31 protein-coding genes are annotated in these 26,793 nt (G+C 60.4%); 13 read left to right on the top strand and 18 right to left on the bottom strand.

The window, feature by feature from the left end; translation table 11 throughout:
* The first annotated feature begins 93 nt into the window (after positions 1-93).
* Positions 94-1,350: an NADP-dependent isocitrate dehydrogenase gene (gene icd, locus NMB39_RS11700; RefSeq protein WP_057014646.1), complete on the top strand. Its 1,257-nt coding sequence runs from the start codon at positions 94-96 to the stop codon at positions 1,348-1,350.
* 63 nt (positions 1,351-1,413) lie between these two features.
* On the opposite strand, the gene cspD is transcribed toward icd, so the two are convergent.
* Positions 1,414-1,692 (bottom strand): cold shock domain-containing protein CspD, encoded by a 279-nt coding sequence (gene cspD / locus NMB39_RS11705; RefSeq protein WP_057024323.1) that lies wholly within the window; start codon positions 1,690-1,692, stop codon positions 1,414-1,416.
* A gap of 224 nt (positions 1,693-1,916) precedes the next feature.
* Between cspD and clpS the strand changes: the two genes are divergently transcribed.
* Positions 1,917-2,285: an ATP-dependent Clp protease adapter ClpS gene (gene clpS, locus NMB39_RS11710; protein ID WP_005789091.1), complete on the top strand. Its 369-nt coding sequence runs from the start codon at positions 1,917-1,919 to the stop codon at positions 2,283-2,285.
* A gap of 29 nt (positions 2,286-2,314) precedes the next feature.
* Complete coding sequence (gene clpA / locus NMB39_RS11715; RefSeq protein WP_057024324.1) at positions 2,315-4,585, top strand: ATP-dependent Clp protease ATP-binding subunit ClpA; 2,271 nt, start codon at positions 2,315-2,317, stop codon at positions 4,583-4,585.
* Between the two features lie 247 nt (positions 4,586-4,832).
* Here the strand turns inward: clpA and infA are convergent, their stop codons facing one another.
* The 3 genes from infA to aat all read right to left on the bottom strand — a co-directional run bounded on the left by infA (position 4,833) and on the right by aat (position 6,597).
* Positions 4,833-5,051, bottom strand: a complete 219-nt coding sequence (gene infA, locus NMB39_RS11720; RefSeq protein WP_002553999.1) for a translation initiation factor IF-1 — start codon at positions 5,049-5,051, stop codon at positions 4,833-4,835.
* A gap of 100 nt (positions 5,052-5,151) precedes the next feature.
* Positions 5,152-5,859: an arginyltransferase gene (locus NMB39_RS11725; protein ID WP_494339205.1), complete on the bottom strand. Its 708-nt coding sequence runs from the start codon at positions 5,857-5,859 to the stop codon at positions 5,152-5,154.
* A 57-nt stretch (positions 5,860-5,916) separates the two neighbouring features.
* Positions 5,917-6,597: a leucyl/phenylalanyl-tRNA--protein transferase gene (aat, locus tag NMB39_RS11730; protein ID WP_198720282.1), complete on the bottom strand. Its 681-nt coding sequence runs from the start codon at positions 6,595-6,597 to the stop codon at positions 5,917-5,919.
* A gap of 497 nt (positions 6,598-7,094) precedes the next feature.
* Here aat and ftsK point away from each other — a divergent pair, with 497 nt between their 5' ends.
* Genes ftsK through cysG form a run of 6 tightly spaced genes read left to right on the top strand, consistent with a single transcriptional unit; the run spans position 7,095 to position 14,597 of the window.
* The gene (ftsK, locus tag NMB39_RS11735) at positions 7,095-9,503 is read left to right on the top strand and encodes a DNA translocase FtsK (protein WP_034120236.1); all 2,409 of its coding nucleotides are present in this window, start codon (positions 7,095-7,097) and stop codon (positions 9,501-9,503) included.
* Positions 9,504-9,557: 54 nt separating this feature from the next.
* Positions 9,558-10,181, top strand: coding sequence for an outer membrane lipoprotein periplasmic chaperone LolA (lolA, locus tag NMB39_RS11740; RefSeq protein WP_003174700.1), 624 nt, complete (start codon positions 9,558-9,560; stop codon positions 10,179-10,181).
* A gap of 27 nt (positions 10,182-10,208) precedes the next feature.
* Positions 10,209-11,534: a replication-associated recombination protein A gene (locus NMB39_RS11745; RefSeq protein WP_198720283.1), complete on the top strand. Its 1,326-nt coding sequence runs from the start codon at positions 10,209-10,211 to the stop codon at positions 11,532-11,534.
* The gene (gene crcB, locus NMB39_RS11750; protein ID WP_057024327.1) at positions 11,531-11,905 is read left to right on the top strand and encodes a fluoride efflux transporter CrcB; all 375 of its coding nucleotides are present in this window, start codon (positions 11,531-11,533) and stop codon (positions 11,903-11,905) included. The genes NMB39_RS11745 and crcB overlap by 4 nt, the downstream gene beginning before the upstream one ends.
* 16 nt (positions 11,906-11,921) lie before the next feature.
* On the top strand, positions 11,922-13,202 hold the full coding sequence (serS, locus tag NMB39_RS11755) for a serine--tRNA ligase (protein ID WP_046068630.1): 1,281 nt from the start codon (positions 11,922-11,924) through the stop codon (positions 13,200-13,202).
* Positions 13,203-14,597, top strand: coding sequence for a siroheme synthase CysG (gene cysG / locus NMB39_RS11760; RefSeq protein WP_494339204.1), 1,395 nt, complete (start codon positions 13,203-13,205; stop codon positions 14,595-14,597). It abuts the gene before it with no gap.
* Positions 14,598-14,711: 114 nt separating this feature from the next.
* Here the strand turns inward: cysG and NMB39_RS11765 are convergent, their stop codons facing one another.
* The 6 genes from NMB39_RS11765 to tusD form a co-directional block, all read right to left on the bottom strand.
* Entirely contained in the window at positions 14,712-15,707 is a 996-nt protein-coding gene (locus NMB39_RS11765; protein ID WP_494339203.1) for a glutathione S-transferase family protein, read from the bottom strand.
* 86 nt (positions 15,708-15,793) lie between these two features.
* Positions 15,794-16,795 carry a glycosyl transferase family protein gene (locus NMB39_RS11770; RefSeq protein ID WP_494339202.1) on the bottom strand — a complete coding sequence of 334 codons (1,002 nt, stop codon included), beginning with the start codon at positions 16,793-16,795 and terminating at the stop codon, positions 15,794-15,796.
* Positions 16,792-17,127 (bottom strand): TusE/DsrC/DsvC family sulfur relay protein, encoded by a 336-nt coding sequence (locus NMB39_RS11775; protein ID WP_494339201.1) that lies wholly within the window; start codon positions 17,125-17,127, stop codon positions 16,792-16,794. Before NMB39_RS11775 ends, NMB39_RS11770 begins: the two co-directional genes overlap by 4 nt.
* Positions 17,124-17,402, bottom strand: coding sequence for a sulfurtransferase complex subunit TusB (tusB, locus tag NMB39_RS11780; protein ID WP_057024331.1), 279 nt, complete (start codon positions 17,400-17,402; stop codon positions 17,124-17,126). The genes NMB39_RS11775 and tusB overlap by 4 nt, the downstream gene beginning before the upstream one ends.
* Positions 17,402-17,752, bottom strand: coding sequence for a sulfurtransferase complex subunit TusC (tusC, locus tag NMB39_RS11785; RefSeq protein ID WP_043046620.1), 351 nt, complete (start codon positions 17,750-17,752; stop codon positions 17,402-17,404). Before tusC ends, tusB begins: the two co-directional genes overlap by 1 nt.
* Before the next feature lies 1 nt (position 17,753).
* Positions 17,754-18,146, bottom strand: coding sequence for a sulfurtransferase complex subunit TusD (tusD, locus tag NMB39_RS11790; RefSeq protein WP_057024332.1), 393 nt, complete (start codon positions 18,144-18,146; stop codon positions 17,754-17,756).
* A 157-nt stretch (positions 18,147-18,303) separates the two neighbouring features.
* On the opposite strand from tusD, the gene NMB39_RS11795 reads away from it, so the two are divergent.
* Entirely contained in the window at positions 18,304-19,479 is a 1,176-nt protein-coding gene (locus NMB39_RS11795) for a CaiB/BaiF CoA transferase family protein (RefSeq protein ID WP_057024333.1), read from the top strand.
* Positions 19,480-19,572: 93 nt separating this feature from the next.
* Here the strand turns inward: NMB39_RS11795 and NMB39_RS11800 are convergent, their stop codons facing one another.
* Together NMB39_RS11800 and NMB39_RS11805 are read right to left on the bottom strand one after the other, a co-directional pair.
* Positions 19,573-20,067 carry a SprT family zinc-dependent metalloprotease gene (locus NMB39_RS11800; protein ID WP_043046725.1) on the bottom strand — a complete coding sequence of 165 codons (495 nt, stop codon included), beginning with the start codon at positions 20,065-20,067 and terminating at the stop codon, positions 19,573-19,575.
* A gap of 129 nt (positions 20,068-20,196) precedes the next feature.
* Positions 20,197-20,799, bottom strand: a complete 603-nt coding sequence (locus tag NMB39_RS11805) for a Yip1 family protein (RefSeq protein WP_043046623.1) — start codon at positions 20,797-20,799, stop codon at positions 20,197-20,199.
* A 282-nt stretch (positions 20,800-21,081) separates the two neighbouring features.
* On the opposite strand from NMB39_RS11805, the gene ttcA reads away from it, so the two are divergent.
* Together ttcA and NMB39_RS11815 are read left to right on the top strand one after the other, a co-directional pair.
* Positions 21,082-21,906, top strand: a complete 825-nt coding sequence (gene ttcA / locus NMB39_RS11810) for a tRNA 2-thiocytidine(32) synthetase TtcA (protein WP_005789069.1) — start codon at positions 21,082-21,084, stop codon at positions 21,904-21,906.
* A 67-nt stretch (positions 21,907-21,973) separates the two neighbouring features.
* On the top strand, positions 21,974-22,645 hold the full coding sequence (locus NMB39_RS11815) for a DNA-3-methyladenine glycosylase I (RefSeq protein ID WP_057014438.1): 672 nt from the start codon (positions 21,974-21,976) through the stop codon (positions 22,643-22,645).
* Positions 22,646-22,661: 16 nt separating this feature from the next.
* On the opposite strand, the gene NMB39_RS11820 is transcribed toward NMB39_RS11815, so the two are convergent.
* Genes NMB39_RS11820 through arsC form a run of 3 tightly spaced genes read right to left on the bottom strand, consistent with a single transcriptional unit; the run spans position 22,662 to position 24,014 of the window.
* Positions 22,662-23,066, bottom strand: coding sequence for a DUF2069 domain-containing protein (locus NMB39_RS11820; RefSeq protein ID WP_057024335.1), 405 nt, complete (start codon positions 23,064-23,066; stop codon positions 22,662-22,664).
* Complete coding sequence (wrbA, locus tag NMB39_RS11825; RefSeq protein ID WP_057014436.1) at positions 23,050-23,664, bottom strand: NAD(P)H:quinone oxidoreductase; 615 nt, start codon at positions 23,662-23,664, stop codon at positions 23,050-23,052. Before wrbA ends, NMB39_RS11820 begins: the two co-directional genes overlap by 17 nt.
* Complete coding sequence (gene arsC / locus NMB39_RS11830) at positions 23,661-24,014, bottom strand: arsenate reductase (glutaredoxin) (RefSeq protein WP_124401042.1); 354 nt, start codon at positions 24,012-24,014, stop codon at positions 23,661-23,663. The genes wrbA and arsC overlap by 4 nt, the downstream gene beginning before the upstream one ends.
* 115 nt (positions 24,015-24,129) lie before the next feature.
* Here arsC and NMB39_RS11835 point away from each other — a divergent pair, with 115 nt between their 5' ends.
* Positions 24,130-24,591, top strand: coding sequence for a TlpA disulfide reductase family protein (locus tag NMB39_RS11835; RefSeq protein WP_043046629.1), 462 nt, complete (start codon positions 24,130-24,132; stop codon positions 24,589-24,591).
* Positions 24,592-24,732: 141 nt separating this feature from the next.
* Here the strand turns inward: NMB39_RS11835 and NMB39_RS11840 are convergent, their stop codons facing one another.
* The 3 genes from NMB39_RS11840 to NMB39_RS11850 form a co-directional block, all read right to left on the bottom strand.
* On the bottom strand, positions 24,733-25,137 hold the full coding sequence (locus tag NMB39_RS11840; protein ID WP_057024337.1) for an META domain-containing protein: 405 nt from the start codon (positions 25,135-25,137) through the stop codon (positions 24,733-24,735).
* Positions 25,134-25,574 (bottom strand): hypothetical protein, encoded by a 441-nt coding sequence (locus NMB39_RS11845; RefSeq protein WP_043046633.1) that lies wholly within the window; start codon positions 25,572-25,574, stop codon positions 25,134-25,136. The genes NMB39_RS11840 and NMB39_RS11845 overlap by 4 nt, the downstream gene beginning before the upstream one ends.
* 71 nt (positions 25,575-25,645) lie before the next feature.
* Positions 25,646-26,635, bottom strand: a complete 990-nt coding sequence (locus NMB39_RS11850) for a 2-hydroxyacid dehydrogenase (RefSeq protein WP_057024338.1) — start codon at positions 26,633-26,635, stop codon at positions 25,646-25,648.
* Between the last annotated feature and the right edge of the window lie 158 nt (positions 26,636-26,793).

The following is a 26,793-nucleotide window of genomic DNA, read 5'->3' on the forward strand; positions in this document are numbered from 1 at the left end:
GATGCAAATGAGCATGGCGCGAGGTTTCAGTCGCCATTTATCTGGAGTAGGCTCGAACGCAGCCAGATGTTCAATCCATAGATGGAGTTCAGCATGGGATACAAGAAGATTCAGGTTCCGGCAGTCGGCGACAAAATCACCGTCAATGCAGACCATTCTCTCAATGTTCCTGACCAACCGATCATTCCCTACATCGAAGGTGACGGTATCGGTGTCGACATCAGCCCGGTGATGATCAAGGTGGTCGACGCAGCTGTTGAAAAGGCTTACGGCGGCAAGCGCAAGATCTCGTGGATGGAGGTTTACGCCGGCGAAAAGGCTACACAGGTCTACGACCAGGATACCTGGCTGCCCCAGGAAACCCTGGATGCGGTCAAGGATTACGTGGTGTCCATCAAGGGACCGCTGACCACACCGGTCGGTGGTGGTATTCGCTCGCTGAACGTGGCGCTGCGTCAGCAGCTCGACCTGTATGTGTGCCTGCGCCCGGTGCGCTGGTTCGAAGGCGTGCCCAGCCCGGTCAAGAAACCTGGCGACGTGGACATGACCATCTTCCGCGAGAACTCCGAGGATATTTACGCCGGCATCGAGTGGAAGGCGGGTTCGCCGGAAGCGATCAAGGTAATCAAGTTTCTCAAGGAGGAAATGGGGGTTACCAAGATTCGTTTCGACCAGGATTGCGGGATCGGCGTCAAGCCGGTGTCGAAAGAAGGCACCAAGCGCCTGGCGCGCAAGGCCCTGCAATATGTGGTGGATAACGACCGTGACTCGCTGACCATTGTGCACAAAGGCAACATCATGAAGTTCACCGAAGGTGCCTTCAAGGAATGGGCCTACGAAGTGGCGGCTGAAGAGTTCGGTGCGACCCTGCTGGACGGCGGCCCGTGGATGCAGTTCAAGAACCCCAGGACCGGCAAGAATGTGGTGGTCAAGGATGCCATCGCCGACGCCATGCTCCAGCAGATCCTGCTGCGTCCAGCTGAATATGACGTCATCGCGACGCTTAACCTGAACGGCGACTACCTGTCTGACGCCTTGGCGGCGGAAGTGGGCGGTATCGGCATCGCGCCGGGGGCCAACCTGTCCGACACCGTGGCGATGTTCGAAGCGACCCACGGTACGGCGCCCAAATATGCGGGCAAGGACCAGGTCAACCCGGGCTCATTGATCTTGTCGGCAGAAATGATGCTGCGCCATATGGGCTGGACCGAGGCGGCTGACCTGATTATCAAGGGCACCAATGGTGCGATTTCGGCCAAGACCGTGACCTATGACTTCGAGCGCCTGATGGAGGGCGCCACGCTGGTGTCGTCGTCTGGGTTTGGCGATGCGTTGATCAAGCACATGTAAGCAGGCAAAACAACCGGCCGTTCTGATGACTCAGAATGGCCGGTTTGGCATTCAAGGCTTTGCTCAGTGGCTGATCAGGCCAGTCGCTTTTTTGATTTTTTGAGCGGGCGCTTCCGTTTTTGCAGTGTCTTTAGGGTCGTTGGGCGTACTGATATTCACAGCGTGCATGCCCTTGGGGCCTTGAATAATTTCAAAGCAGACAGGCTGGCCCGCTTTAAGTGTCTTGTACCCATCCATCTTGATCGTCGAGTAATGCGCAAAAAGGTCTTCATCCTTGCCGTCCTCGATAATGAAGCCGTAACCCTTGGCATTGTTGAACCACTTGACCTTACCGCTAGCCATTCCCATATCCCTCTGCACCAGACTCCATCACTGGAGTATCATCCTGTCTATCCGTCCTAACCCGAATAAATAAGGTTGACTGCGCGGACCTTTTTTACCCACTGTGGGTTCTATTGGTTGTAACACCGATTCGCCGATAGTCAAGGCGACCAGCCGGTCAGAGTTGAAATTCTGACAGGTCGCCCCCACCACTGTAATTGAACCACTGACGAACCTTTCTTTCCATGCATGCAAACAGCCAGATTCGACTAACATTCAATCAGGATCGCCCGGATCAGGAACATGATGACGACGGTTCTGCAGGCATTGCTGTCCAGGAGGCCAAGCCTGCTTTACAGGCGCCGCCGATGTACAAGGTGGTTTTGTTCAATGATGACTACACACCGATGGATTTCGTCGTCGAAGTGCTCGAGGTGTTTTTTAACCTGAACCGCGAGTTGGCGACCAAGGTAATGCTGGCCGTTCACACAGAAGGACGGGCAGTATGTGGAGTGTTTACCCGCGACATCGCCGAGACAAAGGCCATGCAGGTCAACCAGTACGCCAGGGAAAGCCAGCATCCGCTACTCTGTGAAATCGAGAAGGACGGTTAACGCCGACCACTTGGGTATGAGGTGAAGCTATGTTAAACCGCGAGCTCGAAGTCACCCTTAATCTTGCCTTCAAGGAGGCTCGTTCGAAGCGTCATGAATTCATGACCGTCGAACACCTGCTGCTGGCACTTTTGGATAACGAAGCTGCCGCCACCGTTCTGCGTGCGTGCGGCGCCAACCTCGACAAGCTCAAGCATGACCTGCAGGAGTTCATCGACTCCACCACGCCACTGATCCCCGTGCATGACGAGGACCGTGAAACCCAGCCAACCCTGGGCTTCCAGCGGGTATTGCAGCGTGCTGTTTTCCACGTTCAGAGCTCCGGTAAGCGTGAGGTCACGGGCGCGAACGTGCTTGTGGCAATTTTCAGCGAACAGGAAAGCCAGGCCGTGTTCCTGCTCAAGCAGCAGAGCGTTGCCCGTATTGATGTAGTCAATTACATCGCCCACGGTATCTCCAAAGTGCCTGGGCACGGCGATCATTCCGAGGGTGAGCAGGAAATGCAGGATGACGAGGGCGGTGAGTCTTCTTCTTCGGGCAATCCACTGGATGCCTACGCCAGCAATCTCAACGAATTGGCGCGCCAGGGGCGGATCGATCCGCTGGTGGGGCGTGAGCTTGAGGTTGAGCGTGTGGCGCAGATCCTTGCTCGTCGGCGCAAGAACAATCCGTTGCTGGTTGGGGAGGCGGGCGTGGGTAAAACCGCGATCGCCGAAGGCCTGGCCAAGCGCATTGTCGACAATCAGGTCCCAGACCTGTTGGCCAACAGCGTTGTCTACTCCCTTGACCTGGGCGCCTTGCTCGCCGGGACCAAGTACCGGGGCGATTTCGAGAAGCGCTTCAAGGCGCTGCTCGGCGAGCTGAAAAAACGCCCGCAGGCGATCCTGTTTATCGACGAGATCCACACCATTATCGGCGCTGGTGCAGCATCCGGAGGGGTAATGGACGCCTCCAACCTGCTCAAACCGTTGCTGTCGTCGGGCGATATCCGCTGCATCGGTTCGACCACGTTCCAGGAATTCCGTGGCATCTTCGAGAAAGACCGTGCCCTGGCGCGTCGTTTCCAGAAAGTCGACGTGTCCGAGCCTTCGGTTGAAGACACCATCGGCATCCTGCGCGGGCTCAAGGGGCGCTTCGAGGCGCACCATGGCATCGAATACACCGATGAGGCCCTGCGTGCCGCGGCTGAGCTGGCGTCGCGCTACATCAATGACCGGCACATGCCGGACAAGGCCATCGACGTGATCGACGAGGCCGGGGCCTATCAGCGCCTGCAACCGGTCGAGAAGCGTGTGAAGCGCATTGACGTGCCTCAGGTCGAGGATATCGTGGCGAAGATCGCGCGGATTCCGCCAAAACACGTCACCAGTTCCGACAAGGAGCTGCTGCGTAACCTGGAGCGCGACCTCAAGCTCACCGTGTTTGGTCAGGATGCGGCGATCGATTCGCTGTCCACCGCGATCAAGTTGTCCCGTGCGGGCCTCAAGTCGCCGGACAAGCCGGTCGGGTCGTTCCTGTTCGCAGGCCCTACCGGGGTCGGCAAGACCGAAGCGGCGCGGCAATTGGCCAAGGCCATGGGGATCGAGCTGGTGCGTTTCGACATGTCCGAGTATATGGAGCGCCACACCGTGTCGCGCCTGATCGGTGCGCCTCCGGGCTATGTCGGCTTCGACCAGGGCGGCCTGTTGACCGAGGCGATCACCAAGCAGCCGCATTGCGTACTGTTGCTCGATGAAATCGAGAAGGCTCACCCGGAAGTCTTCAACCTGCTGCTGCAGGTCATGGACCACGGAACCCTGACTGACAACAACGGGCGCAAGGCGGACTTCCGCAACGTAATCGTGATCATGACCACCAACGCCGGTGCTGAAACCGCTGCGCGGGCCTCTATTGGCTTCACGCATCAGGATCACTCCTCCGATGCCATGGAAGTGATCAAGAAGAGCTTCACGCCGGAGTTCCGCAACCGTCTGGACACCATTATCCAGTTTGGTCGCCTCAGCCATGAGGTCATCAAAAGCGTGGTGGACAAGTTCCTCACCGAGCTTCAAGCGCAACTGGAAGACAAGCGCGTGCAGCTGGATGTGACGGAAGCGGCGCGCAGCTGGATCGCAGAGGGCGGCTACGACGCGGCAATGGGCGCTCGCCCGATGGCGCGTCTGATCCAGGACAAGATCAAGCGGCCGTTGGCCGAAGAGATCCTGTTCGGCGAACTCTCCGACCATGGCGGCGTGGTGCATATCGACCTGAAGGACGGCGAGCTGACCTTCGATTTCGAGACCACGGCGGAAATGGCCTGATCGTTCTGCAGCAACAAAAAAAGGCGCCGAAAGGCGCCTTTTTGCTGACTTGAAATGCAATTCCCAGAACAGTGGAGATCCACTGTGGGAGGGGGCTTGCCCCCCGATGGCGGTGGCTCAGCAACAGATTAGTTGCCTGACACACCGCTATCGGGAGCAAGCCCCCTCCCACAAGGTTCCTCATTGCTTGGTAAATCCCGCACACACAAAAACGCCCGGCATAACCGGGCGTCTTGTATTGACTTGCTTAACGAGCGCGGTAAGTGATGCGCCCTTTGCTCAAGTCATAGGGCGTCAGCTCGACGCGCACTTTGTCACCGGTAAGAATACGAATGTAGTTCTTGCGCATCTTGCCGGAGATATGCGCGGTTACGACGTGCCCATTTTCCAACTCCACACGAAACATGGTGTTGGGCAGGGTGTCGACGACAGTGCCTTCCATTTCGAAGCTGTCTTCTTTCGACATGCAGTAAAGCCCTCGGTATCCAGTGAATGGCCCGGTGCAACTGCGCCAGGCAAAAGCGGCGTGCATTGTGCCCGAAAAAGGGTGTTTAAGCCAAGGGGTTCTAGTTAAGCGTGACCCATCTTTGATTAATCAGCAGCTCAATGGGCCGATATTGGGTCTTGTAGTTCATCTTTTTGCAGTTCTTGATCCAGTATCCGAGGTATACCGCGTCCAATTCCTGGCGCAGTGCCTCGCCTATTTGCCAGAGGATGGCAAAGCGTCCGAGGCTGCGGCGTTCTTCGGCCGGTTCATAGAAGGTGTACACCGCCGACAGGCCGTTGGGCAGCAGGTCGGTGACGGCTACGGCCAGCAGGCGGCCGTCGAGGCGGAACTCGTAGAAGCGCGAGAACGGCAGGTCGCGTACCAGGAAGGTAGAAAATTGATCGCGGCTGGGCGGGAACATATCGCCATCGGCGTGGCGTTGTTCGATGTAGCGCTGGTAAAGATCGAAATATTCTTCACTGTACAGCGGCTTGGTGGCCGTTACCGTCAGGTCGGCGTTGCGCTTGAGGATGCGTTTCTGATTTCGATCCGGCAGAAATTGCGTGACAGGGATGCGCGCCGGTACGCAGGCATTGCAATTCTGGCAATGAGGTCGGTACAGGTGATCACCGCTGCGCCGAAACCCCATCTCGGACAGGTCGGCGTACACATACACGTCCATCGGCTGGCTGGGGTCGAGGAACAGCGTGGTGGCCTGCTCGTCGGGCAGGTAGCTGCAAGAGTGGGCTTGAGTGGCATAAAACTTCAAGCGCGCCAGCTCGGTCATGATCAACCCTCGGGTTAAAGCTTTGAAATAAGTGTAAGCCAGGTGGGCGAAAGTCGCCTAGGAAACCCATGGCCCAGAGCTGGGCTGGTCCAAATGTTTACGCAGGAAGTCTGCGAAGTCGCTGCGCGGTATGGCGCGGGCACCCAGGCTATGCAGGTGATCGTTGGGCATCTGGCAGTCGATGAGCACAAAGCCCCAGGCCTGCAATTGGCGGGTGAGTGTGGCGAAACCAAATTTTGAGGCGTTGTCGGCGCGGCTGAACATGGACTCGCCAAAGAACAGTTGGCCCATCGCCAGGCCATACAGGCCACCCACCAGTTCGCCCTGGTCCCACACCTCGACGGAATGGGCGTAGCCACGCTGGTGCAGCGCCAGATAGGCGCTCTGGATGCCTTCGGTGATCCAGGTGCCATCCGCATAGGCTCGGGGCGCGGCGCAGGCCTGGATGACTGCTGCGAAGTCCTGGTCGAAAGTCACTGTATAGCGTTGTTGGCGTAATAGCTTGGCGAGACTGCGTGAAACATGCAGCTCGTCGGGGAAGATCACTGTGCGCGGGTCGGGTGACCACCAGAGGATCGGCTGGCCTTCGGAGAACCACGGAAAGCAGCCGTGGCGATAGGCTTGGATCAGGCGTTCGGCCGTCAGGTCACCACCGGCGGCGAGCAGGCCATTGGGTTCGCGCATGGCCTTGGCCAAGGGTGGGAAAGTCAGGGTGTCGCGTTGTAACCAGGTCAGCATGGCATCCAGGCTTATGGCAGGGGAGGGGAGTGGCAGGCAACGCCTGCCCCGCAAGCGTTGATTATTGTCGACCCGGCGCCAGGGGGCCAGCCCGAATAGGTTATCGGCCAGGATTAGCATGAGCGGGTGTTTCTGCAACTCCGTGCATCAGGCGTGGTCGTAATCGGGGCTGAGGCATGCCGGCCATCTGCCAAGCTTGCCTGGATTGCTAAATACAGCTCATAAGCCTTTGTCAGCAAAGACAATGCATGCTCAAATTGAACAGGCTGTGACAAGGCAATTGTCCAGTCGGCCGGGTGAAGGGCAAGTGTGTGGCATCGCGCACGCAAACCCGTACAATGCGGCCATTGTGGCGTTATCGCCATTTCACCTATCCATTACCCGGTGTTAAAAGTAGATTCAGCAACATTCGTTCATTTTTCAGCTGCTCGGGATAGAGCAGTCATGTGTAGTCATTCAACAGATGGACGCGCTAAAGGCGCAGGAAAAGACCCGTTTTGAAGAAATCCGCCGCAGCACCTAAAGCAGCAGTCGTACCGGCCTGGCGCCAGCACCTGCATTATCGACTCAAGGAAGGCGCACTGATTGCCATCGGTGCCCTGTGCCTGTTCCTGATGATGGCCTTGCTCACCTACGGCAAGGACGACCCGGGCTGGAGCCATAACAGCAAGATCGATGATGTGCAGAATTTCGGTGGCCCCGTAGGTTCCTACAGTGCCGACATCCTGTTCATGATCCTGGGTTACTTCGCCTACATTTTCCCGCTGCTGCTGGCGATCAAGACCTGGCAGATCTTCCGCCAGCGCCATGAGCCATGGCAGTGGAGTGGCTGGCTGTTCTCCTGGCGCCTGATCGGCCTGGTGTTCCTGGTGCTCTCCGGCGCGGCGCTGGCCCATATTCACTTCCATGCACCGACCGGCCTGCCGGCGGGCGCGGGCGGGGCCCTGGGCGAAAGCCTTGGTGACCTGGCCCGCAGGACCCTGAATATCCAGGGCAGTACCTTAATGTTCATCGCGCTGTTCCTGTTCGGCCTTACGGTCTTTACCGACCTGTCATGGTTCAAGGTGATGGATGTGACCGGCAAGATCACCCTTGACCTGTTCGAACTGTTCCAAGGGGCCGCCAACCGCTGGTGGGCCGCCCGTGTGGAGCGCAAGCAGATGGTTGCGCAGCTTCGCGAGGTGGACACCCGTGTCAACGAGGTGGTGGCCCCAAGCACCCCGGACCGGCGCGAGCAGGCCAAGGTCAAGGAGCGCTTGATCGAACGTGAGCAAGCCCTGAGCAAGCACATGTCGGACCGCGAGAAGCAGGTGCCGCCGGTGATCGCGCCGGCACCGCCCAAAGCGCCGGAACCCAGCCATCGCGTGCAGAAAGAGAAACAGGCGCCGTTGTTCATCGACAGCGCCGTGGAAGGCACCTTGCCGCCGATCTCGATTCTCGACCCGGCAGAAAAGAAACAACTCAATTATTCCCCGGAATCCCTGGCGGCCGTCGGCCACTTGCTGGAAATCAAGCTCAAGGAGTTCGGTGTCGAGGTTTCGGTGGACTCGATCCACCCAGGCCCGGTGATTACCCGTTACGAAATCCAGCCCGCCGCAGGGGTGAAAGTCAGCCGCATTTCCAACCTGGCGAAAGATTTGGCACGCTCCCTGGCCGTGACCAGCGTGCGGGTGGTGGAAGTGATCCCGGGCAAGACCACCGTGGGTATCGAGATTCCCAACGAAGACCGCCAGATCGTGCGTTTCTCCGAAGTACTGTCGACCCCGGAATATGACAACTTCAAGTCACCGGTCACCCTGGCCCTCGGCCATGACATCGGCGGCAAGCCGGTGATCACCGACCTGGCGAAAATGCCCCACCTGCTGGTGGCCGGTACCACCGGTTCCGGTAAGTCGGTGGGTGTGAACGCGATGATCCTGTCGATCCTGTTCAAGTCCGGGCCCGATGATGCCAAGCTGATCATGATCGACCCGAAAATGTTGGAACTGTCGATCTACGAAGGCATTCCGCACCTGCTGTGCCCGGTGGTCACCGACATGAAGGACGCCGCCAACGCTCTGCGCTGGAGCGTGGCCGAGATGGAGCGCCGCTACAAGCTGATGGCTAAGATGGGCGTGCGCAACCTGTCGGGCTTCAACGCCAAGGTCAAGGAAGCCCAGGATGCCGGTACGCCGCTGACCGACCCGCTGTACAAGCGCGAGAGCATCCATGATGAAGCCCCGCTGCTGACCAAGCTGCCGACCATCGTGGTGGTGGTCGATGAATTTGCCGACATGATGATGATCGTCGGCAAGAAGGTTGAAGAACTGATCGCGCGTATCGCCCAGAAGGCCCGTGCCGCCGGGATTCACTTGATCCTGGCGACACAGCGTCCTTCGGTTGACGTGATCACCGGCCTGATCAAGGCCAACATCCCGACACGCATGGCGTTCCAGGTGTCCAGCAAGATCGACTCGCGCACCATCATCGACCAGGGTGGCGCCGAGCAACTGCTGGGCCACGGTGACATGCTCTACATGCCGCCCGGCACCAGCCTGCCGATCCGCGTGCACGGGGCCTTCGTGTCCGATGACGAAGTCCATCGCGTGGTCGAAGCCTGGAAACTGCGCGGTGCACCGGAATACAACGATGACATCCTCGCTGGCGTCGAAGAGGCCGGCAGCGGCTTCGACGGTGGCAGTGGCGGTGGCGACGATGATGCCGAAACCGACGCGTTGTACGACGAAGCGGTGGCCTTCGTGCTGGAAAGCCGTCGTGCCTCGATCTCTGCTGTACAACGCAAGCTGAAAATCGGCTACAACCGCGCCGCCCGCATGATCGAAGCCATGGAACACGCCGGCGTCGTGACGGCCATGAACACCAACGGCTCGCGTGAAATCATCGCCCCCGGGCAGATGCGCGACTGACCCCGTGGCGCGTGGCAACACGCGCCACGCCCTGACCATTCAATGAGGACTCCCATGCGCTTTATCCGCATGCTGTTGTTGCCGGCCTTGGCCCTGACCGCTGTCTCGGCCCATGCTGATCCGGCTTCCGTCGCCAGCCTGAAGAACCTGTTGGACAAATCCCAGACCTTGACCGCGCGTTTCTCGCAGTTGACCCTGGATGCCGGTGGCACCCAACTGCAGGAAACTGCCGGTGAAATGGCGGTGCAGCGTCCTGGTTTGTTCTACTGGCATACCGAAGGCAAGGCCGAGCAGACCATCGTTTCCGATGGCCAGAAAGTCACCCTGTGGGATCCGGACCTGGAACAGGCGACCATCAAGAAGCTCGACCCGCGCCTGAACCAGACCCCGGCGCTGCTGCTCTCGGGTGACGTGTCGAAAATCAACGACAGTTTCGACATCACTTCCAAGCAGACCAGCAACGTGATCGAGTTCACCCTCAAGCCAAAATCCAAGGACACGCTGTTTGACACGCTGTCCCTGTCGTTCGGCAACGGCGTGATCAATAACATGCGCCTGGTCGACAGCGTTGGCCAGCGCACCGATATCCTGTTTTCCGGGGTCAAGGCCAACCAGCCGGTGCCTGCCTCCAAGTTCAAGTTCGACATCCCCAAGGGTGCCGACGTGATCCAGGAATAAACTGCCCAGAGGTTTCAAGCGCTGCCCATGGATCTGTTTCGAAGTGACCCGATTGCCCAGCCCCTGGCCGCGCGCCTACGCTCGACCAACCTGGATGAGTACGTCGGTCAGGAACACCTGCTCGCTCGCGGCAAGCCTTTGCGCGAAGCCCTGGAGCAGGGCGCGCTGCACTCGATGATTTTCTGGGGCCCGCCAGGTGTGGGCAAGACCACCCTGGCGCGACTGCTGGCGAAAGTCTCGGATGCGCACTTTGAAACGGTCTCGGCGGTGCTGGCCGGGGTCAAGGAAATCCGCCAGGCGGTGGAGGTCGCCAAGCAGCAGGCCGGGCAATACGGCAAGCGCACCATCCTGTTCGTCGACGAAGTGCATCGCTTCAACAAGTCGCAGCAGGATGCGTTCCTGCCTTATGTCGAGGACGGCACGCTGATCTTTATCGGCGCCACAACCGAAAACCCTTCGTTTGAATTGAACAACGCGTTGTTGTCACGGGCACGGGTCTATGTGCTCAAGAGCCTCGACGAAACCGCGATGCGAAAGTTGCTGCAGCGCGCTTTGAGCGAAGACAAGGGCTTGGGCAAGCGTCAGCTGAGTCTCAGCGAGGAAGGCTTCAAGATTTTGCTGAGCGCTGCCGATGGCGATGGCCGACGCTTTCTCAACCTGCTGGAGAACGCCTCCGACCTGGCCGAAGACGGTGGTGAGATTGGCGTCGACCTGCTGCAAAGTCTGCTCGGTGATACGCGCCGGCGCTTCGACAAGGGCGGCGAAGCCTTCTACGATCAGATTTCCGCGCTGCACAAATCCGTACGCGGCTCCAACCCCGACGGCGCGCTGTACTGGTTTGCGCGCATGATCGACGGCGGTTGCGATCCGCTGTACCTGGCACGCCGCGTGGTGCGCATGGCCAGCGAAGACATCGGCAACGCCGACCCGCGTGCCTTGAGCCTATGCCTGGCCGCCTGGGAGGTGCAGGAGCGCCTTGGCAGCCCCGAAGGCGAGCTGGCGGTGGCCCAGGCCATCACCTACCTGGCTTGCGCGCCGAAAAGCAACGCGGTGTACATGGGCTTCAAATCGGCCCTGCGTGCGGCGGCCGAACATGGCTCCCTCGAGGTGCCGCTGCACCTGCGCAATGCGCCGACCAAGCTGATGAAGCAGCTGGGCTATGGCGATGAATACCGGTACGCCCATGATGAGCCGGATGCCTACGCAGCTGGCGAAGACTATTTTCCCGATGAACTGGCGCCGCAGCCGTTCTATCAGCCGGTGCCCCGTGGCCTGGAGCTGAAGATCGGTGAAAAACTCAATCACTTGGCCACTCTCGACCGTTTAAGCCCCCGGCAGCGGAGAAAATCATGATTCCCTTGGTTGTCGCCGTCTCGGCAGGTGGTGTTGCCGGTACACTGCTGCGCTTTGCCACCGGCAATTGGATTAACGCCAATTGGCCGAAACACTTCTATACGGCGACGCTCGCCGTTAATATCGTGGGCTGCCTGCTGATCGGCGTGTTATACGGCCTGTTTTTGTTACGCCCGGAGGTGCCTGTCGAGGTGCGTGCCGGATTGATGGTTGGCTTCCTCGGCGGCCTGACGACCTTTTCATCCTTTTCACTGGATACCGTGCGCCTGCTGGAAAGCGGGCAAGTGCCGCTGGCGATTGGCTATGCGGCCATCAGCGTATTCGGCGGGCTGCTCGCCACCTGGGCCGGCCTGTCCTTGACCAAACTTTGATAAACGAGAGACCGACATGCTCGATTCCAAACTGTTACGTAGCAACCTTCAGGACGTAGCGGACCGCCTGGCATCCCGTGGCTTTGCCTTGGATGTTGCGCGCATCGAAGCGCTGGAAGAACAGCGCAAGACCGTCCAGACCCGCACCGAAGCACTGCAGGCTGAGCGTAATGCGCGTTCCAAATCCATCGGCCAGGCCAAGCAGCGCGGCGAAGATATCGCGCCGTTGATGGCAGATGTCGAGCGCATGGGCACTGAGCTGTCCGAGGGCAAGATCGAGCTGGAAGGTATTCAGACCGAGCTGGATTCGATCCTGCTGGGCATCCCGAACCTGCCCCACGAATCCGTGCCGGTTGGCGAAGACGAAGACGGCAACGTTGAAGTGCGTCGCTGGGGCACGCCCAAAGCCTTCGATTTCGAGATCAAGGACCATGTGGCCCTGGGTGAACTGACCGGTGGCCTGGATTTCGAGACCGCGGCAAAAATGTCCGGCGCGCGCTTTGCCCTGCTGCGCGGCCCGATTGCGCGCATGCACCGTGCACTGGCGCAGTTCATGATCAACCTGCACACCGGTGAGCATGGTTACGAAGAGGCCTACACCCCGTATCTGGTCCAGGCGCCGGCGCTGATGGGCACCAGTCAGTTGCCGAAGTTCGAGGAAGACCTGTTCAAGATCACTCGCGACGGTGAAGCTGACCTGTACTTGATCCCGACTGCCGAAGTGTCGCTGACTAACATCGTGGCCGGCGAGATCCTCGATGCCAAGCAATTGCCATTGAAGCTGGTTGCCCACAGCCCATGCTTTCGCAGTGAAGCCGGCGCGTCGGGTCGCGATACGCGCGGCATGATTCGCCAGCACCAGTTCGACAAGGTCGAGATGGTGCAGGTGGTCGAGCCGTCGACTTCCATGGAAGCCCTGGAAGGCCTGACCGCCAATGCCGAACGCGTGCTGCAACTGCTGGAGTTGCCATACCGCGTCCTGGCCCTGTGCACCGGCGACATGGGCTTCAGCGCCGTGAAGACCTACGACCTCGAGGTGTGGGTGCCGAGCCAGGACAAGTATCGGGAAATCTCGTCGTGCTCCAACTGCGGTGATTTCCAGGCCCGTCGCATGCAGGCGCGTTTCCGTAACCCGGAAACCGGCAAGCCGGAGCTGGTGCACACCCTTAACGGTTCGGGCCTGGCCGTAGGCCGTACCCTGGTGGCCGTGCTGGAAAACTACCAGCAGGCTGACGGCTCGATCCGTGTACCTGAGGTGCTCAAGCCGTACATGGGCGGCGTTGAGGTCATCGGCTAAATGGAATTTCTGCCGCTGTTTCATAACCTGCGCGGCAGTCGTGTGTTGGTCGTCGGTGGCGGGGAGATTGCCTTGCGCAAATCCCGGCTGCTGGCTGACGCCGGTGCATTGCTGCGGGTGGTTGCTCCCCAGATCGAAGACCAGCTGCGCGAGCTGGTGCTGGGCAGTGGCGGGGAACTGATTTTGCGCGGTTATCAGGAGGCCGACCTTGACGGTTGCACCCTGATCATCGCGGCGACCGACGATGAACCACTGAACGCGCAGGTGTCCAGTGACGCCAGGCGTCGCTGCGTACCGGTCAACGTGGTGGACGCGCCGGCCTTGTGCAGCGTGATCTTCCCGGCGATTGTCGACCGTTCGCCCTTGGTGATTGCGGTCTCCAGTGGCGGCGATGCGCCGGTACTGGCGCGCTTGATCCGGGCCAAGCTGGAAACCTGGATTCCTTCTACCTACGGTCAGTTGGCCGGGTTGGCGGCGCGTTTTCGTGCCCAGGTCAAAGGTTTGTACCCGGATGTGCAGCAACGCCGGGCGTTCTGGGAAGAGGTATTCCAGGGGCCGATTGCCGACCGTCAATTGGCCGGGCAGGGCGACGAGGCCGAGCGCCTGTTGATCGACAAGGTCAACGGCGCACCGCCGCACGCGCCCGGTGAGGTTTACCTGGTGGGCGCTGGCCCGGGCGATCCGGACCTGTTGACCTTCCGCGCCCTGCGCCTGATGCAGCAAGCCGACGTGGTGCTCTACGACCGCCTGGTGGCGCCGGCGATTCTCGAGCTGTGCCGTCGCGACGCCGAACGTGTGTACGTCGGCAAGCGCCGCGCTGACCACGCCGTACCGCAAGCCCGGATCAACCAGCAACTGGTCGACCTGGCCAAGCAAGGCAAGCGCGTGCTGCGCCTCAAGGGCGGCGATCCGTTCATTTTTGGGCGCGGTGGCGAAGAAATCGAGGAATTGGCGGCCCATGGCATCCCGTTCCAGGTGGTGCCGGGGATTACGGCGGCCAGTGGTTGCGCGGCGTATGCCGGGATTCCGCTGACGCACCGCGACTATGCGCAGTCGGTGCGCTTTATCACGGGACACCTTAAGAACGGTACGTCGGATCTGCCCTGGCAGGACCTGGTGGGGCCGTCGCAGACCCTGGTGTTCTATATGGGCTTGATTGGCTTGCCGATCATTTGCGAGCAGTTGATCAAGCACGGGCGCTCGGCGGAAACTCCGGCCGCTTTGATCCAGCAGGGCACCACCTCCAACCAGCGCGTGTTCACCGGCACCCTGGCCGATTTGCCGCGCATGGTGGCGGAGCATGAAGTGCATGCGCCGACATTGGTGATCGTGGGTGAGGTGGTGGTACTGCGCGAGAAGCTCAAATGGTTCGAAGGGGCCCAGTCTCAGGTCTGAGCCTTAAAAGCATCGGCAGCAAGCCCCCTCCCACATTTTGGTTTGTGAACACAGTCAAAATGTGGGAGGGGGCTTGCTCCCGATGGGGCCATCAAATACAACCGATGATCCCGATCAACTAAAGACACCTTTACCGGAAAGTCGCGCCCGATCATGGCTGTTGTCAAACCCCTGCAACGGCCCCTTCGGCACAATCCCGGTCGGATTGATCGTGCGATGACTGGCATAGTAATGCCCCTTGATATGGGCGAAATCCACCGTCTCCGCCACGCCCGGCCACTGATACATCTCCCTCAGCCAGTTCGACAAATTCGCATAATCCGCAATCCGCCGCAGGTTGCACTTGAAGTGGCTGTAGTACACCGCATCAAAACGAATCAGCGTGGTGAACAGCCGCACATCGGCCTCGGTCAGGTATTCGCCGGCCAGATAGCGATGGGTGCCCAGGTGCTGTTCCAAATGGTCCAGTTCGGCAAACACATCATCAAAAGCACTTTCATAAGCCTGTTGTGATGTGGCGAAGCCTGCGCGGTACACGCCGTTGTTCACGGCCGGGTAGATGCGTTCGTTCAGCGCATCAATAGTTGCGCGCAGTGGCTCGGGGTAGAAGTCCAGCCTGTTGCCGGTCAGCCCGTTGAACGCGCTGTTGAACATGCGGATGATCTCCGCCGACTCATTGCTGACGATGCGCTTGAGCTTCTTGTCCCATAGCACCGGCACGGTGACGCGCCCGGTGTAATCGGCGGTTTCGGCGGTGTAGCGCTGGTGCATGAAGTCCAGACCGTCCAGTTTGTCGCCGCTGGAGCCGTGGGCCTTGTCGAAGGTCCAACCGTTTTCCAGCATCAACCAGCTGACCACCGAGACGTCAATCAGGCTTTCCAGGCCTTTGAGCTTGCGCAGGATCAAGGTGCGGTGCGCCCAGGGGCAGGCGGGGGAAACATAGAGATGGTAACGACCGGCCTCGGCCTGGAAGCCGCCTTCACCGCTGGGGCCAGGCTGGCCATCGGCGGTCACCCAGTTGCGGCGTTTTGCCTGCTCCCGCTGGAATGCGCCATCTGCGCTACTTTCGTACCACTGGTCTTTCCAGTGTCCTTCAATCAGCAAACCCATGACTGACTCCTTGGCTATAAGCGTTGGAGCCAGTCTAGCGGGGTGAGTTCGAACTAAAAGCGCAAAGACCCGGGCTTAATTATCGATTAAATCGATTTGTCCCGCGCGTCCCAGTATTGTCGGGCCAATTCGAACGCCTGTTGCCGTGGGTGACCGAGGCCGCGCAAGGCCAGGGCCATGGTGGCGATCAGGGCTAATTGTGGATAGCTGGCCTCGATCTCACCGCGCCACAGTGCTTTCAAGTGTTCAGGTTCCAGCGTCGCCGGCTTGACGTGACGCTGGGCGGAGAGGGCGGGCCACTCTTCGTCCCAGCTCTGGCCGCCAGTGGTGCCATACAAGTGACTGAGGGTGTCGGGGTTGATCTCGATCTCGCCACCGTCGCCCTTGACCACAATCACATTGTCACCGAGCAGGCCACTGGCATCGCGATGTACGCCCTGGTAACCCGGGTGGAAGATGCTTTGCAGGCCGCAACGCGCATTCAGCGGGTTGAGCAACCGTGCTAGCGAGTGGATGGGCGAGCGCAGGCCGAGGGTGTTGCGCAGGTCGATCATGCGTTGCAATTGCGGTGCCCAGTCGCCTAGCGGGATAAACGCCAGGTTGCCGTGCTCGAAGGCGCTCTCGACTTGCTGCCAATTGCGGCACAGCGGGATCTGTAGAGTCTCCAGCAACTGCTCGGTGTACAACCGGCCCGCCGTGTGGGCACCACCGCCGTGCATTAGGATGCGCACACCGTTTTGTGCCAGGCACTTGGCCGCGAGCAGGAACCACGGCAGGTGGCGTTTCTTGCCGGCATAGGTCGGCCAGTCGATGTCCACATTCAGGGCTGGTGCGTTGAGCCGTTCACGTACCGCTTCGGTGAAGCCGGCAAGCTCTTCGGGGCTTTCTTCCTTGTGACGCAGCAGCATCAGGAAGGCACCGAGCTGGGTATCCTCGACCTTTTCATCGAGCAGCATGCCCATGGCTTCCCGGGCTTCCTCGCGGGTGAGGTTGCGCGCGCCGCGCTTGCCTTTGCCGAGGATACGCACGAACTGCGCAAAGGGGTGCTCTTCAGGCGTTACGAGGGTCAGGGGGGCAAAGTCGGTCATAAGCAATTCGTCGGCCTGGGCAGGCCCGCCAGCTTGGCGGCGAGTTTGGCGGGAGTGCCATTGAACAATTTGTTGAGGTGCAGGCTGTTGCCCTTTTCCGGGCCCAGCTTCAAGGCGGTGTACTTGATCAGCGGGCGCGTGGCCGGGGACAGCTGGAATTGGGCATAGAACTGGCGCAGCAGCCGGAGGATCTCCCAGTGATCCGGGGTCAGCTCCAGGGCTTCGGCGGCGGCCAGGGCCTGCGCCACCTCCTCGGACCAGTCATCCAGGTCGACGAGGTAGCCGTCCTTGTCCAGTTCCAGGGCGCGAGCGCCTACGGTCAAGGCGTTCATAGCCAGGTGTTGACCTTGTCGTAGTCGATCGACAGTTGTACGAAACCTGGGTAGTCCACACTGTCGGCCCAGTCGGGCAGGGGCAAATTACGCGCCTGCATGTCTTCGGCCAGTACAAACACCTTCACGCCCTTGGTGTGCAGGGCAGGGCTGTGCAAGCCGTAGGCGCCATCGCCGCAGAGCAGGATCGCGTCTTCGCGCCCACACAGGCGCAGGCAGCTGTCGAGGCGGCTATCGGTGAACGGAGAATGAGACAGCACATGTAAAGTTGACATCAGAGGGTTATCACCTGGTCGTAACGGTCAATCAGCCTGCAAATGTCTTCGTTGCCCAGGGGCTGGGCGCTGGCCGGCGGGGTGAGCCCGCGCTCCGCCAGGCTATGGCTGCAAGCGAATACGTCATCAATGCCAAACAGCCCCAATGCCTGCAGGTTGGCACCGAGGTCCTTTTGCTGCACAGCCTTGGCGTCCTGGTGCGGTGCCAGCTGAAACACACCGTCGTCAAGAAACAGCAGGCCAATGGGCAGATCAAACGCGCCACCGGCCAGCACGATATCCAGCGCTTCCCGCGCACTCGGCCCGGACCATGGGGCCTGGCGGCTGATTACCAACAGGGATTTGGACATGTCATGGCCCTCCAAAACAGATCAGGCGGTCGGCGCCCTGTATAGCGTCATGCAATTGCCCCAGGCCCGACAGCGCCCAGGGTGCCTCCAGGTTAACCGCGCTGCGTTGATAGCGCGTGGCTTCCTCGGCATTGAGCACGCCACGGCGCAAGGCCGCGGCGATGCACACCACGCCATCAAGCTGGTGCTGGCTGACAAATTCGCGCCATTGGCGGGCGATATCTTGCTCATCCTGGGGAGCAACGATGTTATTGGATGCGCTGTACACGCCATCTTGATAAAAAAACAGCCGCACAATCTCATGCCCGCCGGCCAGCGCCGCCTGGGCGAACAACAGGGCGCGGCGCGAGGAGGGCGTGTGGGCGGCGCTATACAGTGCAATCGCGAACTTCATGGAACACTCTGCCAACTAACGTGGGCCAATGATAAAGCCGCCGCCGCGAAAAAGCCCGCCGTGATCAAAACGGTCACTGCCGCTGATCGTTCTGACGATTGCCGGCAGGCGCAAGGCTGCCTAGTCTGTGGGGATTCGCAACCCGGATGGAGTCCGTATGTCAGGTCCCTTGGCGTCCCTTAAAGTGCTGGATTTTTCCACCTTGCTGCCCGGCCCGTTTGCCTCCTTGTTGCTGGCGGACATGGGCGCCGAGGTGTTGCGTATCGAATCGCCTACGCGCATGGACCTGCTGCGCGTATTGCCGCCCCATGACCGCGGCACGTCGGCGAGCCATGCCTATCTCAATCGCAACAAGCGCAGTCTGGCCCTGGATCTCAAGCAGGCTGAGGCGGTGGAGATCGTGCGTGAGTTGGTGAAGGAACATGACATTCTGGTCGAGCAGTTTCGCCCCGGGGTCATGGAGCGCCTGGGTTTGGGTTACGCGGCGCTGAAAGCGATCAACCCCCGGCTGATCTATGTATCGATTACGGGCTACGGCCAGACCGGCCCTTATAAGGACCGCGCCGGCCACGATATCAATTACCTGGCGTTGGCCGGCGTGGCCAGCCACACCGGGCGCCGGGACAGCGGGCCGCTGCCGCTGGGGGTACAACTGGCCGATGTGGCAGGCGGGTCGCTGCATGCGGTGGTGGGCTTGCTGGCGGCGGTGATTGCCAGGCAGCAGAGCGGGGTGGGGCAGTACCTGGATGTGAGCATGACCGATTGCTCGTTCAGCCTGAACGCCATGGCCGGCGCCGGTTACCTGGCCTGCGGGGTGGAGCCTGAGTGGGAGAACCATGTGCTCAATGGTGGGAGTTTCTACGACTACTATCGCAGTCGTGATGGACGCTGGATGTCGGTGGGGAGTTTGGAGCCAGCGTTTATGCAGCAATTATGCGAGGCACTGGGACAGCCGGAGCTGGCGGCCCACAGCGTGAAGCCTGAACAGCAGGCCGTTCTTAAGCAGGCCCTGCGGGTGGAGTTTGAGAAGCGCAGCTTTGAGGAGCTTTGCGAGCTGTTCGCCGGGGTGGATGCGTGTGTGGAACCGGTGTTGAGCCTGGCGGAGGCTGTTGAACATCCGCAGTTGAAGGCTCGAGAACTGGTCAGCCAGGTGCCCAGAGGGGATGGCTCGACACAAGCGCAATTGGCCTGCCCGCTGAAGTTTTCCGAAGGTTTGCCAGAGCCTCGGCATATTGGTGTGGCAGTGGGGGCGCACAGTGATGAAGTGTTGGCGCAGTTGGGGTTCAGTGCTCAGCGGATAGAGGCGTTGCGGCAGGCCAGGGTGGTTGGGTGAATGTATTGGCGCTATCGGGAGCAAGCCCCCTCTCACCTTTGAATCTGTGAATACATTCTAAATGTGGGAGGGGGCTTGCTCCCGATGAGGCCCTTATTCCACCCGAGTCTCCCCGGTATATACCAAGGTCTGCCGACACCGCCGACACAAATACCGCCGTCCCTGGTTCACCAGGCCATGGCGCTGCGCCGAAAACGGAAAATCACTGTCCGCACATGGGCATCGGTAGATATAGCGCTTTACCTGGCGACGCTTGATCTCATAGGTATGGCAACGATCCGGCGGCAGTTCATAAACCCCGCGCATAATCAGCTGCCATTCCTCGCCATGGGGCTGGATACGTTCGCCGAACAACTGGTGGGCAATCAGGTGCGCCACTTCGTGGGCCACGGTTTGCTTGAGAAAGTGCTGGCTGTTTTCACGGTACAGCTGAGGGTTGAAGCGCAGCAGGTTCTCGTGCAAATGCGCGACACCGGCCTTCTGGCCCCGCAGCTTGAGGCTGACCTGGGGGCGTTTGAAGCTTCGTTTGAAAAAGGATTCGGCTTGCAGGAAACAATCTTCGACGCGGGTATTGAGTTGCTCGGGCATGCTGTACATATCTCCAGAGGCACCCAGTATGCCGCAAAACCAGGTGTTTCCGAATCTGTCAGGCGCCGAATGGTCATGCATGACGCACAAAGCCACCTTGCGGTGGCCTTGCCCCAGGGTTTTGTTTGTTCAGCTGGTGTAGATCGGCCCGACGCCCAAGCCCCAGACGATGACAGTAAAGGCCATGATCGCCACCAGTACCACGAGGCCCACGGCCAATACCGAGCTGGAGAACAGGAAGCCTTCGTCCGGGTCGATGCTCATGAAAGTCGGCAAGCCCACATACAGCAGGTACACCGTGTAGCAGATCGCCGCCGTGCCGACGACCATGCCCAGCCACATATGCGGGTAGAGCGCCGCCAGCCCACCGATAAACAGTGGGGTCGCGGTGTAGGTGGCAAAGGCCACGCAACGGGCCATGCTGGGGCTGGCGTCGTAGGTGCGCGCCATCCAGTGAATGAACGCCCCCATCACTGCTACACCGCCGAGCATGGCGGCGTAAGACATCAGGGTCATCCACAGCGCGCTTTCCTGGGTCAGCATGACCGGCGCGCGGTTGCCGATGACCCAGCCGACCTGGGTGGTGCCGATAAAGGCAGATACGGCGGGGATCGCTGCAAGTATCAGGGTATGAGTGAGGTACATGTGGCCGATGCTTTCTTCCTTATCGCCACGAATTTCCCGCCATTCCTGGTCGGGATGGGTAAACAGCCCCACGACGTGATGGATCATGCCAGTCACTCCTGTCGTTATTACCATCGCCCCCCATCGGAGCGCCCACGGGCCAGATGGCCTGAAAGGTCTGGATATATGTGTGCGACCTCAAGTCGCAGTATAGGAAGTGATGACCGGAATAACTGTAGGGCCTTTAGAGCAAATCGCACTGTAAACCTGGGGTTTAATCGCCGCTGGGCCTGTCAAATATGGGGGGCTTGCTCCCACATTGAATGTAAGTACTCGACATCGCTAAAATACCCGGCTTTTCGTCACACACCTTCAGCGGATCCAAGCGCCATGGGCACTCTTACGGTCAACCAGAACAAACTGCAAAAACGCCTGCGTCGCCTGGCCGGTGAAGCGGTCGCCGATTTCAACATGATCGAGGATGGCGACAAGGTCATGGTCTGCCTCTCCGGCGGCAAAGACAGCTACACCATGCTCGACGTGTTGCTGCACCTGCAAAAGGTTGCGCCGATCCAGTTCGAGATCGTCGCCGTCAACATGGACCAGAAACAGCCTGGCTTTCCCGAGCACGTGCTGCCGGCCTACCTGAAAGAACTGGGCATCGAGTACCACATTGTCGAGAAAGACACCTACTCGGTGGTCAAGGAGCTGATCCCGGAAGGCAAGACCACCTGCTCGCTGTGCTCGCGCCTGCGCCGTGGCACGCTCTACACCTTTGCCGACGAGATCGGCGCGACCAAGATGGCCCTGGGTCATCACCGCGATGACATCGTCGAGACCTTCTTCCTGAATATGTTCTTCAATGGCTCCCTCAAGGCCATGCCGCCCAAGCTACGCGCCGATGACGGGCGCAATGTGGTAATCCGCCCGCTGGCGTATTGCAACGAGAAGGACATCCAGGCGTACTCCGACTTCAAGCAATTCCCGATCATCCCCTGCAACCTGTGCGGCTCCCAGGAAAACCTGCAGCGCCAGGTGGTCAAGGACATGCTGCTGGACTGGGAGCGCAAGACCCCCGGGCGTACCGAGAGCATCTTCCGCAGCCTGCAGAACGTCATCCCATCGCAGTTGGCCGATCGCAACCTGTTCGACTTCACCAGCCTGAAAATCGATGAGACGGCCGCATCGCGTTTCGTCAATGTAGTGAACCTCTGAGCCTTATCAAGGCTCTAGTACACGGCGCTTGCGGGCGCCGTTTTCAATTCAACTGCCAGGAGAGGGCATGCGCGATTACAAGTGGCTGCACGAATATTGTCTGAACCGCTTCGGTTCGGCGGCCGAGCTGGAGGCCCACCTGCCTGTGCCCAAGACTCCGGCGCAATTGCGCAAGATCCCCGATGACCGTTACCTGTCGACCTTGGCGCTACGGGTGTTTCGTGCGGGCTTGAAGCACAGTGTGGTCGATGCCAAATGGCCGGCATTCGAGCAAGTGTTTTTCGGTTTCGATCCGGAAAAAGTCGTGCTGATGGGTGCCGAGCACCTGGAGCGCCTGATGCAGGACACGCGCATCATCCGCCACCTGGGCAAGCTCAAAAGTGTGCCGCGCAACGCGCAGATGATCCTCGATATCGAGCAGGAAAAGGGCAGCTTCGGTGCGTTCGTCGCCGATTGGCCGGTAACCGATATCGTCGGGTTATGGAAATACCTGAGCAAACACGGCCACCAGTTGGGCGGGCTGTCGGCGCCGCGGTTTCTGCGGATGGTGGGCAAGGATACGTTTGTGCCGAGCTATGACGTGGTGGCGGCGTTGAACGCACAGAAGATCGTCGACAAGGCACCCACCAGCCTGCGGGATTTGGCAACGGTGCAGGGCGCCTTCAACCAGTGGCATGCCGAGAGTGGGCGGCCGATGTGCCAGCTGTCGATGATGCTGGCGTATACCGTCAACCATTGATCATTGCAGGAGCGTGTCAATCGGCCAGTCGACGGTTCAGTTGATGCCGCCAACGCACATACAACAGCGCCGTGCAAAACACCGCCAGGCTCGCCAGCATCTCCAACACCCCGAACCACTGGCGGTTCGGGTCGTACGCCGCCAGTGCGCCCTTGATGAAATACAGGTTCACCACAAAGCACATCCACGAATGCCCGCGGGCGCTCCCTATGATCATCCCGGGCGCCAGTACCAGCAGCGGCACCAGTTCGATCAGCAGGATCACCCATGGACGCGCCCCATGCAGGTCGGCGATGAACAGGTAGTACACGCACAACAAACCCACCAGGCCAAAAAACGCCAGCAGGCTCAGTGCCCGTGCAACCTTGACCCGCGGTTCCAGCCACGCCTGGGGCGGCAGGATTTTAGGCTTCCTGGCCACGGCCGTTCTCCAGCAGCGTGGCGGTCTTGGCCAGGCGCAGGCCCAGGGCTCGGCACAGGGTGATTTCATGGGGGTCGAGCATACGTTTGCCGTCGGGCCCGGAATGGTGGCTGGCGCCGTAAGGCGTGCCGCCGCCCTGGGTATCAAGCAGCGCCTGCTCGCTGTAGGGCAGGCCGGTGATCAGCATGCCGTGGTGCAACAGCGGCAACAGCATCGACATCAGCGTGGTCTCCTGGCCGCCATGCAGGCTGGCGGTGGAGGTGAACACGCCGGCCGGCTTGCCCACCAGCGCGCCGGTGAGCCACAGGTTGCTGGTGCCGTCGAGGAAGTACTTGAGCGGCGCGGCCATGTTGCCGAAACGGGTCGGGCTGCCCAGGGCCAGGCCCGAGCAGTGCTTCAGGTCATCCAGGCTGGCATACAGCGCGCCTTCATCGGGAATGCTCGGCGCCACGGCTTCGCACTCTGTGGAAATCGCCGGCACCGTGCGCAGCCGCGCTTCCATGCCGCCTTGCTCGATACCGCGGGCAATCTGCCGGGCCATCTCGCTCACCGAGCCATTGCGGCTGTAATACAACACCAGCACATAGGGCGCGCTCACGGCAGGATCTCCAGCACGTTCTCGGGTGGGCGGCCAATGATGGCTTTATCGGCGGTTTCCAGGATCGGGCGCTCCATCAGCTTGGGATGGGCGGCGATGGCGGCGATCAATTGCGCTTCGCTGAGGTTGGCGTCGGCCAGGTTGAGGGTCTTGTATTCGTCTTCGCCGGTGCGCAGCAGCTGACGGGCGCTGATCCCCAGCTTTTTCAGCAGGGCCTTGATTTGCGCCGCGTCCAGTGGGGTTTCCAGGTAGCGCACCACGGTCGGGGCGAGGCCACGGGCTTCCAGCAGTTCGAGCGCACCGCGGGATTTCGAGCAGCGCGGGTTGTGATAAAGCGTCAGATCGGTCATGTGCGGGTCGCATCTTACGTAAGGTGGCGGGTATTCTACCTGCGCTGGCGCCTGTCCTTAAACCGTAAGAGGCGATAGGCCGCAGCCAACGTTCATTTTTGCGAAGGAATACCCCATGACAAGGCGACTGATCGGTGCATTGGCGATCATCACAACCCTGCTGCTCAGCGGCTGCGGTAACGATTACGGCGTTGACCAATACGGCCAGAAAGTGGCGGCCGAACGGCTGGACAAGCAGTGGCTGGTGGTCAATTACTGGGCCGAATGGTGTGGACCGTGCCGCACGGAAATCCCTGAGCTCAATGCCTTGGCTGAGCAACTGAAAGGGCAGGGTGTGGGCGTGTTCGGGGTTAATTTCGATAATGTGCAGGGTGAGGAACTGAAGGCCGCCAGCGACAAACTGGGGATCAAGTTCACGGTCCTGGCCCAGAACCCGGATGGGATCTTCGAGATTCCGCGCAGCGAGGCCTTGCCGGTGACCTATATCATCGATGACAAGGGCAAGGTGCGGGAGCAATTGATGGGGGAACAGACCGCAGAAGGGGTGCTGGGCAAGCTCAAGGCCCTGCGCGGTTAAAGCAACACCTCAGAGAAAATGTGGGAGGGGGCTTGCTCCCGATAGCGGTGTAACAGTCAATTGATGTATTGACTGACACACTGATATCGGGAGCAAGCCCCCTCCCACATTGAGATCCCATCAATCCGAAGATTGAGGATATCAGCCTTCTTCAAGCCACAAGCGGATCGGCTTACCCTCGGCCGGCCAGAACCGCGTCTGTTCGATCGGCGAGATGTCCCAGCGCTGCACGCCTTGCAGAGCCTGGAAGAAGCGCTGCTCCTGCTCCATCAGGGCCTCGGCGCAGAGTTTGCGGGTGCTGCCGATCTGGCCGAAGCTGAGCTTGTCGCCCTCGACGGTGTACGGCGCGAACCAGTGGTTGCAGCCGCCATTGCCATAGGCACGGCCATCGGCACCGAGGGTGACGGTCAGGTGCGCATAGTCCATCAGCGGTCGTTCACCGATCCATTCCACCACATAGCTGTGGTCGCGCTCCAGCTTCGCGCCATCCGCGGCGCAGCCGGCCAGGCCAACGCCGATCGCGGCGAGCAACAACGCGCCTTTCATTGCGCAGCCTGCTGGCATTTGGGGCAGCGGTGCTTGTCGCCTTCGCTGGCCCAGCCGAGTTCTTTGATGCGTGCGTTGGCAGCCGGCTGCAGTGGTTCCTTGGTCAGCTTGGTTTCCACCGCAAATTCAAACTCCAGCACGGTGTCGCAGCTGTCGCAATTGACCTTCCAGGTATGAATCTCCAGCTCACCGAACTTCGGCCCCTGGGCCATGGCGACCCATTGGCCGGCCGGGCGGATGGAGTAGCGCGCATCCCCTTCGACGGTCAGGCGCATCGACAGGGTTTTACTGCCGCGCAAGGTGACGATCAGCACGTCGCCATGCTTGATCGAACCACCGTTGCCGGTGACTTGGTAACGGCCCGGCACCAGGGCGCGGCATTCGATCAGGGTGTGTTGCGGGCTCAGCAAGCTGAAGCGGAAATCGTGTTCGGCCATGGATCCTCCAAATAGGCGCGGCATCCTATCACGGGTGCCGGCCTATCATGAGCCCGGTATGTGACCGCTGATCATCCCTCGACCCGGTTCTGCGCCCGTCCCTCGGCCCAGGCCGCGATGTTGGCCAGTGTCGTGCCGGCAATCGCCGCCAGGGCCTCGCGGGTGAGGAATGCCTGGTGCGCGGTAATGATCACATTGGGGAAGGTCAGCAGGCGGGCGAGCACGTCGTCTTGCAGGGGCAGGTCCGAGCGATCCTCGAAAAACAGCTGGGCTTCTTCCTCGTATACATCCAGCCCCAGATAGCCCAACTGGCCCTCCTTGAGCGCTTCGATCAGCGCCGGGGTATCGACCAGACCACCGCGCCCAGTATTGATCAGCATCGCGCCGGGCTGCATCTGCGCCAGGGAGCCGGCGTTGATCAGGTGCTGGCTGTCGACGGTCAACGGGCAGTGCAGGCTGATGATCTGCGCCTCGGCCAGCAATTCGGGCAGGCTCACGTAACGGGCGCCGAGGGCCTGGACCTGAGGATTCGGGAAGGGATCGCAGGCCAGCAGCTGGCAGCCGAAGCCGGCCATGATCTTGGCGAACGTGGCGCCGATTTGCCCGGTACCGACCACGCCGACGGTCTTGCCGACCAGATCGAAACCGGTGAGCCCGTGCAGGCTGAAATCGCCATCGCGGGTGCGGTTGTAGGCCCGGTGCAGCCGCCGATTGAGCGCCAGGATCAGCGCCACGGCGTGCTCGGCCACGGCGTGGGGCGAATACGCGGGCACGCGCACGATGGTCAGGCCCAGGCGCTTGGCAGCCCGCAAGTCGACGTGGTTGTAGCCGGCCGAACGCAGGGCGACCAGGCGCGTGCCGCCTTTGGCCAGTTGCTCCAATACCGGTGCGCTGAGGTCGTCGTTGATAAAGGCGCAGACCACCTCGTGATGTTCGGCCAGGGCCACGGTGTCGAGGTTGAGGCGGGCGGGTTGGAATTGCAGCTCGATGCCCTGGGGGCGCGGCTCTCCGAGAAAGCTGTCACGGTCGTAGGCTTGGCTGCTGAACAGAATGACGCGCATCAAAAGGCTCCCTGCAATTTACACGTTGGAAATGCTGACTGAATGTGGGAGGGGGCTTGCTCCCGATGGCAGTGTTTCAGTCGAATATCTGTAACTGATACACCGCTATCGGGGGCAAGCCCCCTCCCACATTGTTGATTCGGGTGCCCATGAATACA

Source organism: Pseudomonas sp. FBCC-B545, from assembly GCF_059134095.1.

Excerpts from the sequence above, each read along its gene's own strand:
- serS (WP_046068630.1), top strand. The coding sequence starts at position 11,922 with ATGCTCGATTCCAAACTGTTACGTAGCAACCTTCAGGACGTAGCGGAC.
- tusB (WP_057024331.1), bottom strand. The coding sequence starts at position 17,402 with ATGTCAACTTTACATGTGCTGTCTCATTCTCCGTTCACCGATAGCCGC.
- NMB39_RS11745 (WP_198720283.1), top strand. The coding sequence starts at position 10,209 with ATGGATCTGTTTCGAAGTGACCCGATTGCCCAGCCCCTGGCCGCGCGC.
- cysG (WP_494339204.1), top strand. The coding sequence starts at position 13,203 with ATGGAATTTCTGCCGCTGTTTCATAACCTGCGCGGCAGTCGTGTGTTG.
- NMB39_RS11765 (WP_494339203.1), bottom strand. The coding sequence starts at position 15,707 with ATGGGTTTGCTGATTGAAGGACACTGGAAAGACCAGTGGTACGAAAGT.
- tusD (WP_057024332.1), bottom strand. The coding sequence starts at position 18,146 with ATGAAGTTCGCGATTGCACTGTATAGCGCCGCCCACACGCCCTCCTCG.
- NMB39_RS11815 (WP_057014438.1), top strand. The coding sequence starts at position 21,974 with ATGCGCGATTACAAGTGGCTGCACGAATATTGTCTGAACCGCTTCGGT.
- tusC (WP_043046620.1), bottom strand. The coding sequence starts at position 17,752 with ATGTCCAAATCCCTGTTGGTAATCAGCCGCCAGGCCCCATGGTCCGGG.
- NMB39_RS11800 (WP_043046725.1), bottom strand. The coding sequence starts at position 20,067 with ATGCCCGAGCAACTCAATACCCGCGTCGAAGATTGTTTCCTGCAAGCC.
- NMB39_RS11795 (WP_057024333.1), top strand. The coding sequence starts at position 18,304 with ATGTCAGGTCCCTTGGCGTCCCTTAAAGTGCTGGATTTTTCCACCTTG.
- cspD (WP_057024323.1), bottom strand. The coding sequence starts at position 1,692 with ATGGCTAGCGGTAAGGTCAAGTGGTTCAACAATGCCAAGGGTTACGGC.
- NMB39_RS11850 (WP_057024338.1), bottom strand. The coding sequence starts at position 26,635 with ATGCGCGTCATTCTGTTCAGCAGCCAAGCCTACGACCGTGACAGCTTT.
- NMB39_RS11770 (WP_494339202.1), bottom strand. The coding sequence starts at position 16,795 with ATGACCGACTTTGCCCCCCTGACCCTCGTAACGCCTGAAGAGCACCCC.
- aat (WP_198720282.1), bottom strand. The coding sequence starts at position 6,597 with ATGCTGACCTGGTTACAACGCGACACCCTGACTTTCCCACCCTTGGCC.
- crcB (WP_057024327.1), top strand. The coding sequence starts at position 11,531 with ATGATTCCCTTGGTTGTCGCCGTCTCGGCAGGTGGTGTTGCCGGTACA.
- NMB39_RS11725 (WP_494339205.1), bottom strand. The coding sequence starts at position 5,859 with ATGACCGAGCTGGCGCGCTTGAAGTTTTATGCCACTCAAGCCCACTCT.
- NMB39_RS11805 (WP_043046623.1), bottom strand. The coding sequence starts at position 20,799 with ATGATCCATCACGTCGTGGGGCTGTTTACCCATCCCGACCAGGAATGG.
- clpA (WP_057024324.1), top strand. The coding sequence starts at position 2,315 with ATGTTAAACCGCGAGCTCGAAGTCACCCTTAATCTTGCCTTCAAGGAG.
- NMB39_RS11835 (WP_043046629.1), top strand. The coding sequence starts at position 24,130 with ATGACAAGGCGACTGATCGGTGCATTGGCGATCATCACAACCCTGCTG.
- icd (WP_057014646.1), top strand. The coding sequence starts at position 94 with ATGGGATACAAGAAGATTCAGGTTCCGGCAGTCGGCGACAAAATCACC.
- NMB39_RS11775 (WP_494339201.1), bottom strand. The coding sequence starts at position 17,127 with ATGAACGCCTTGACCGTAGGCGCTCGCGCCCTGGAACTGGACAAGGAC.
- arsC (WP_124401042.1), bottom strand. The coding sequence starts at position 24,014 with ATGACCGATCTGACGCTTTATCACAACCCGCGCTGCTCGAAATCCCGC.
- NMB39_RS11840 (WP_057024337.1), bottom strand. The coding sequence starts at position 25,137 with ATGAAAGGCGCGTTGTTGCTCGCCGCGATCGGCGTTGGCCTGGCCGGC.
- infA (WP_002553999.1), bottom strand. The coding sequence starts at position 5,051 with ATGTCGAAAGAAGACAGCTTCGAAATGGAAGGCACTGTCGTCGACACC.
- lolA (WP_003174700.1), top strand. The coding sequence starts at position 9,558 with ATGCGCTTTATCCGCATGCTGTTGTTGCCGGCCTTGGCCCTGACCGCT.
- clpS (WP_005789091.1), top strand. The coding sequence starts at position 1,917 with ATGCATGCAAACAGCCAGATTCGACTAACATTCAATCAGGATCGCCCG.
- ttcA (WP_005789069.1), top strand. The coding sequence starts at position 21,082 with ATGGGCACTCTTACGGTCAACCAGAACAAACTGCAAAAACGCCTGCGT.
- NMB39_RS11845 (WP_043046633.1), bottom strand. The coding sequence starts at position 25,574 with ATGGCCGAACACGATTTCCGCTTCAGCTTGCTGAGCCCGCAACACACC.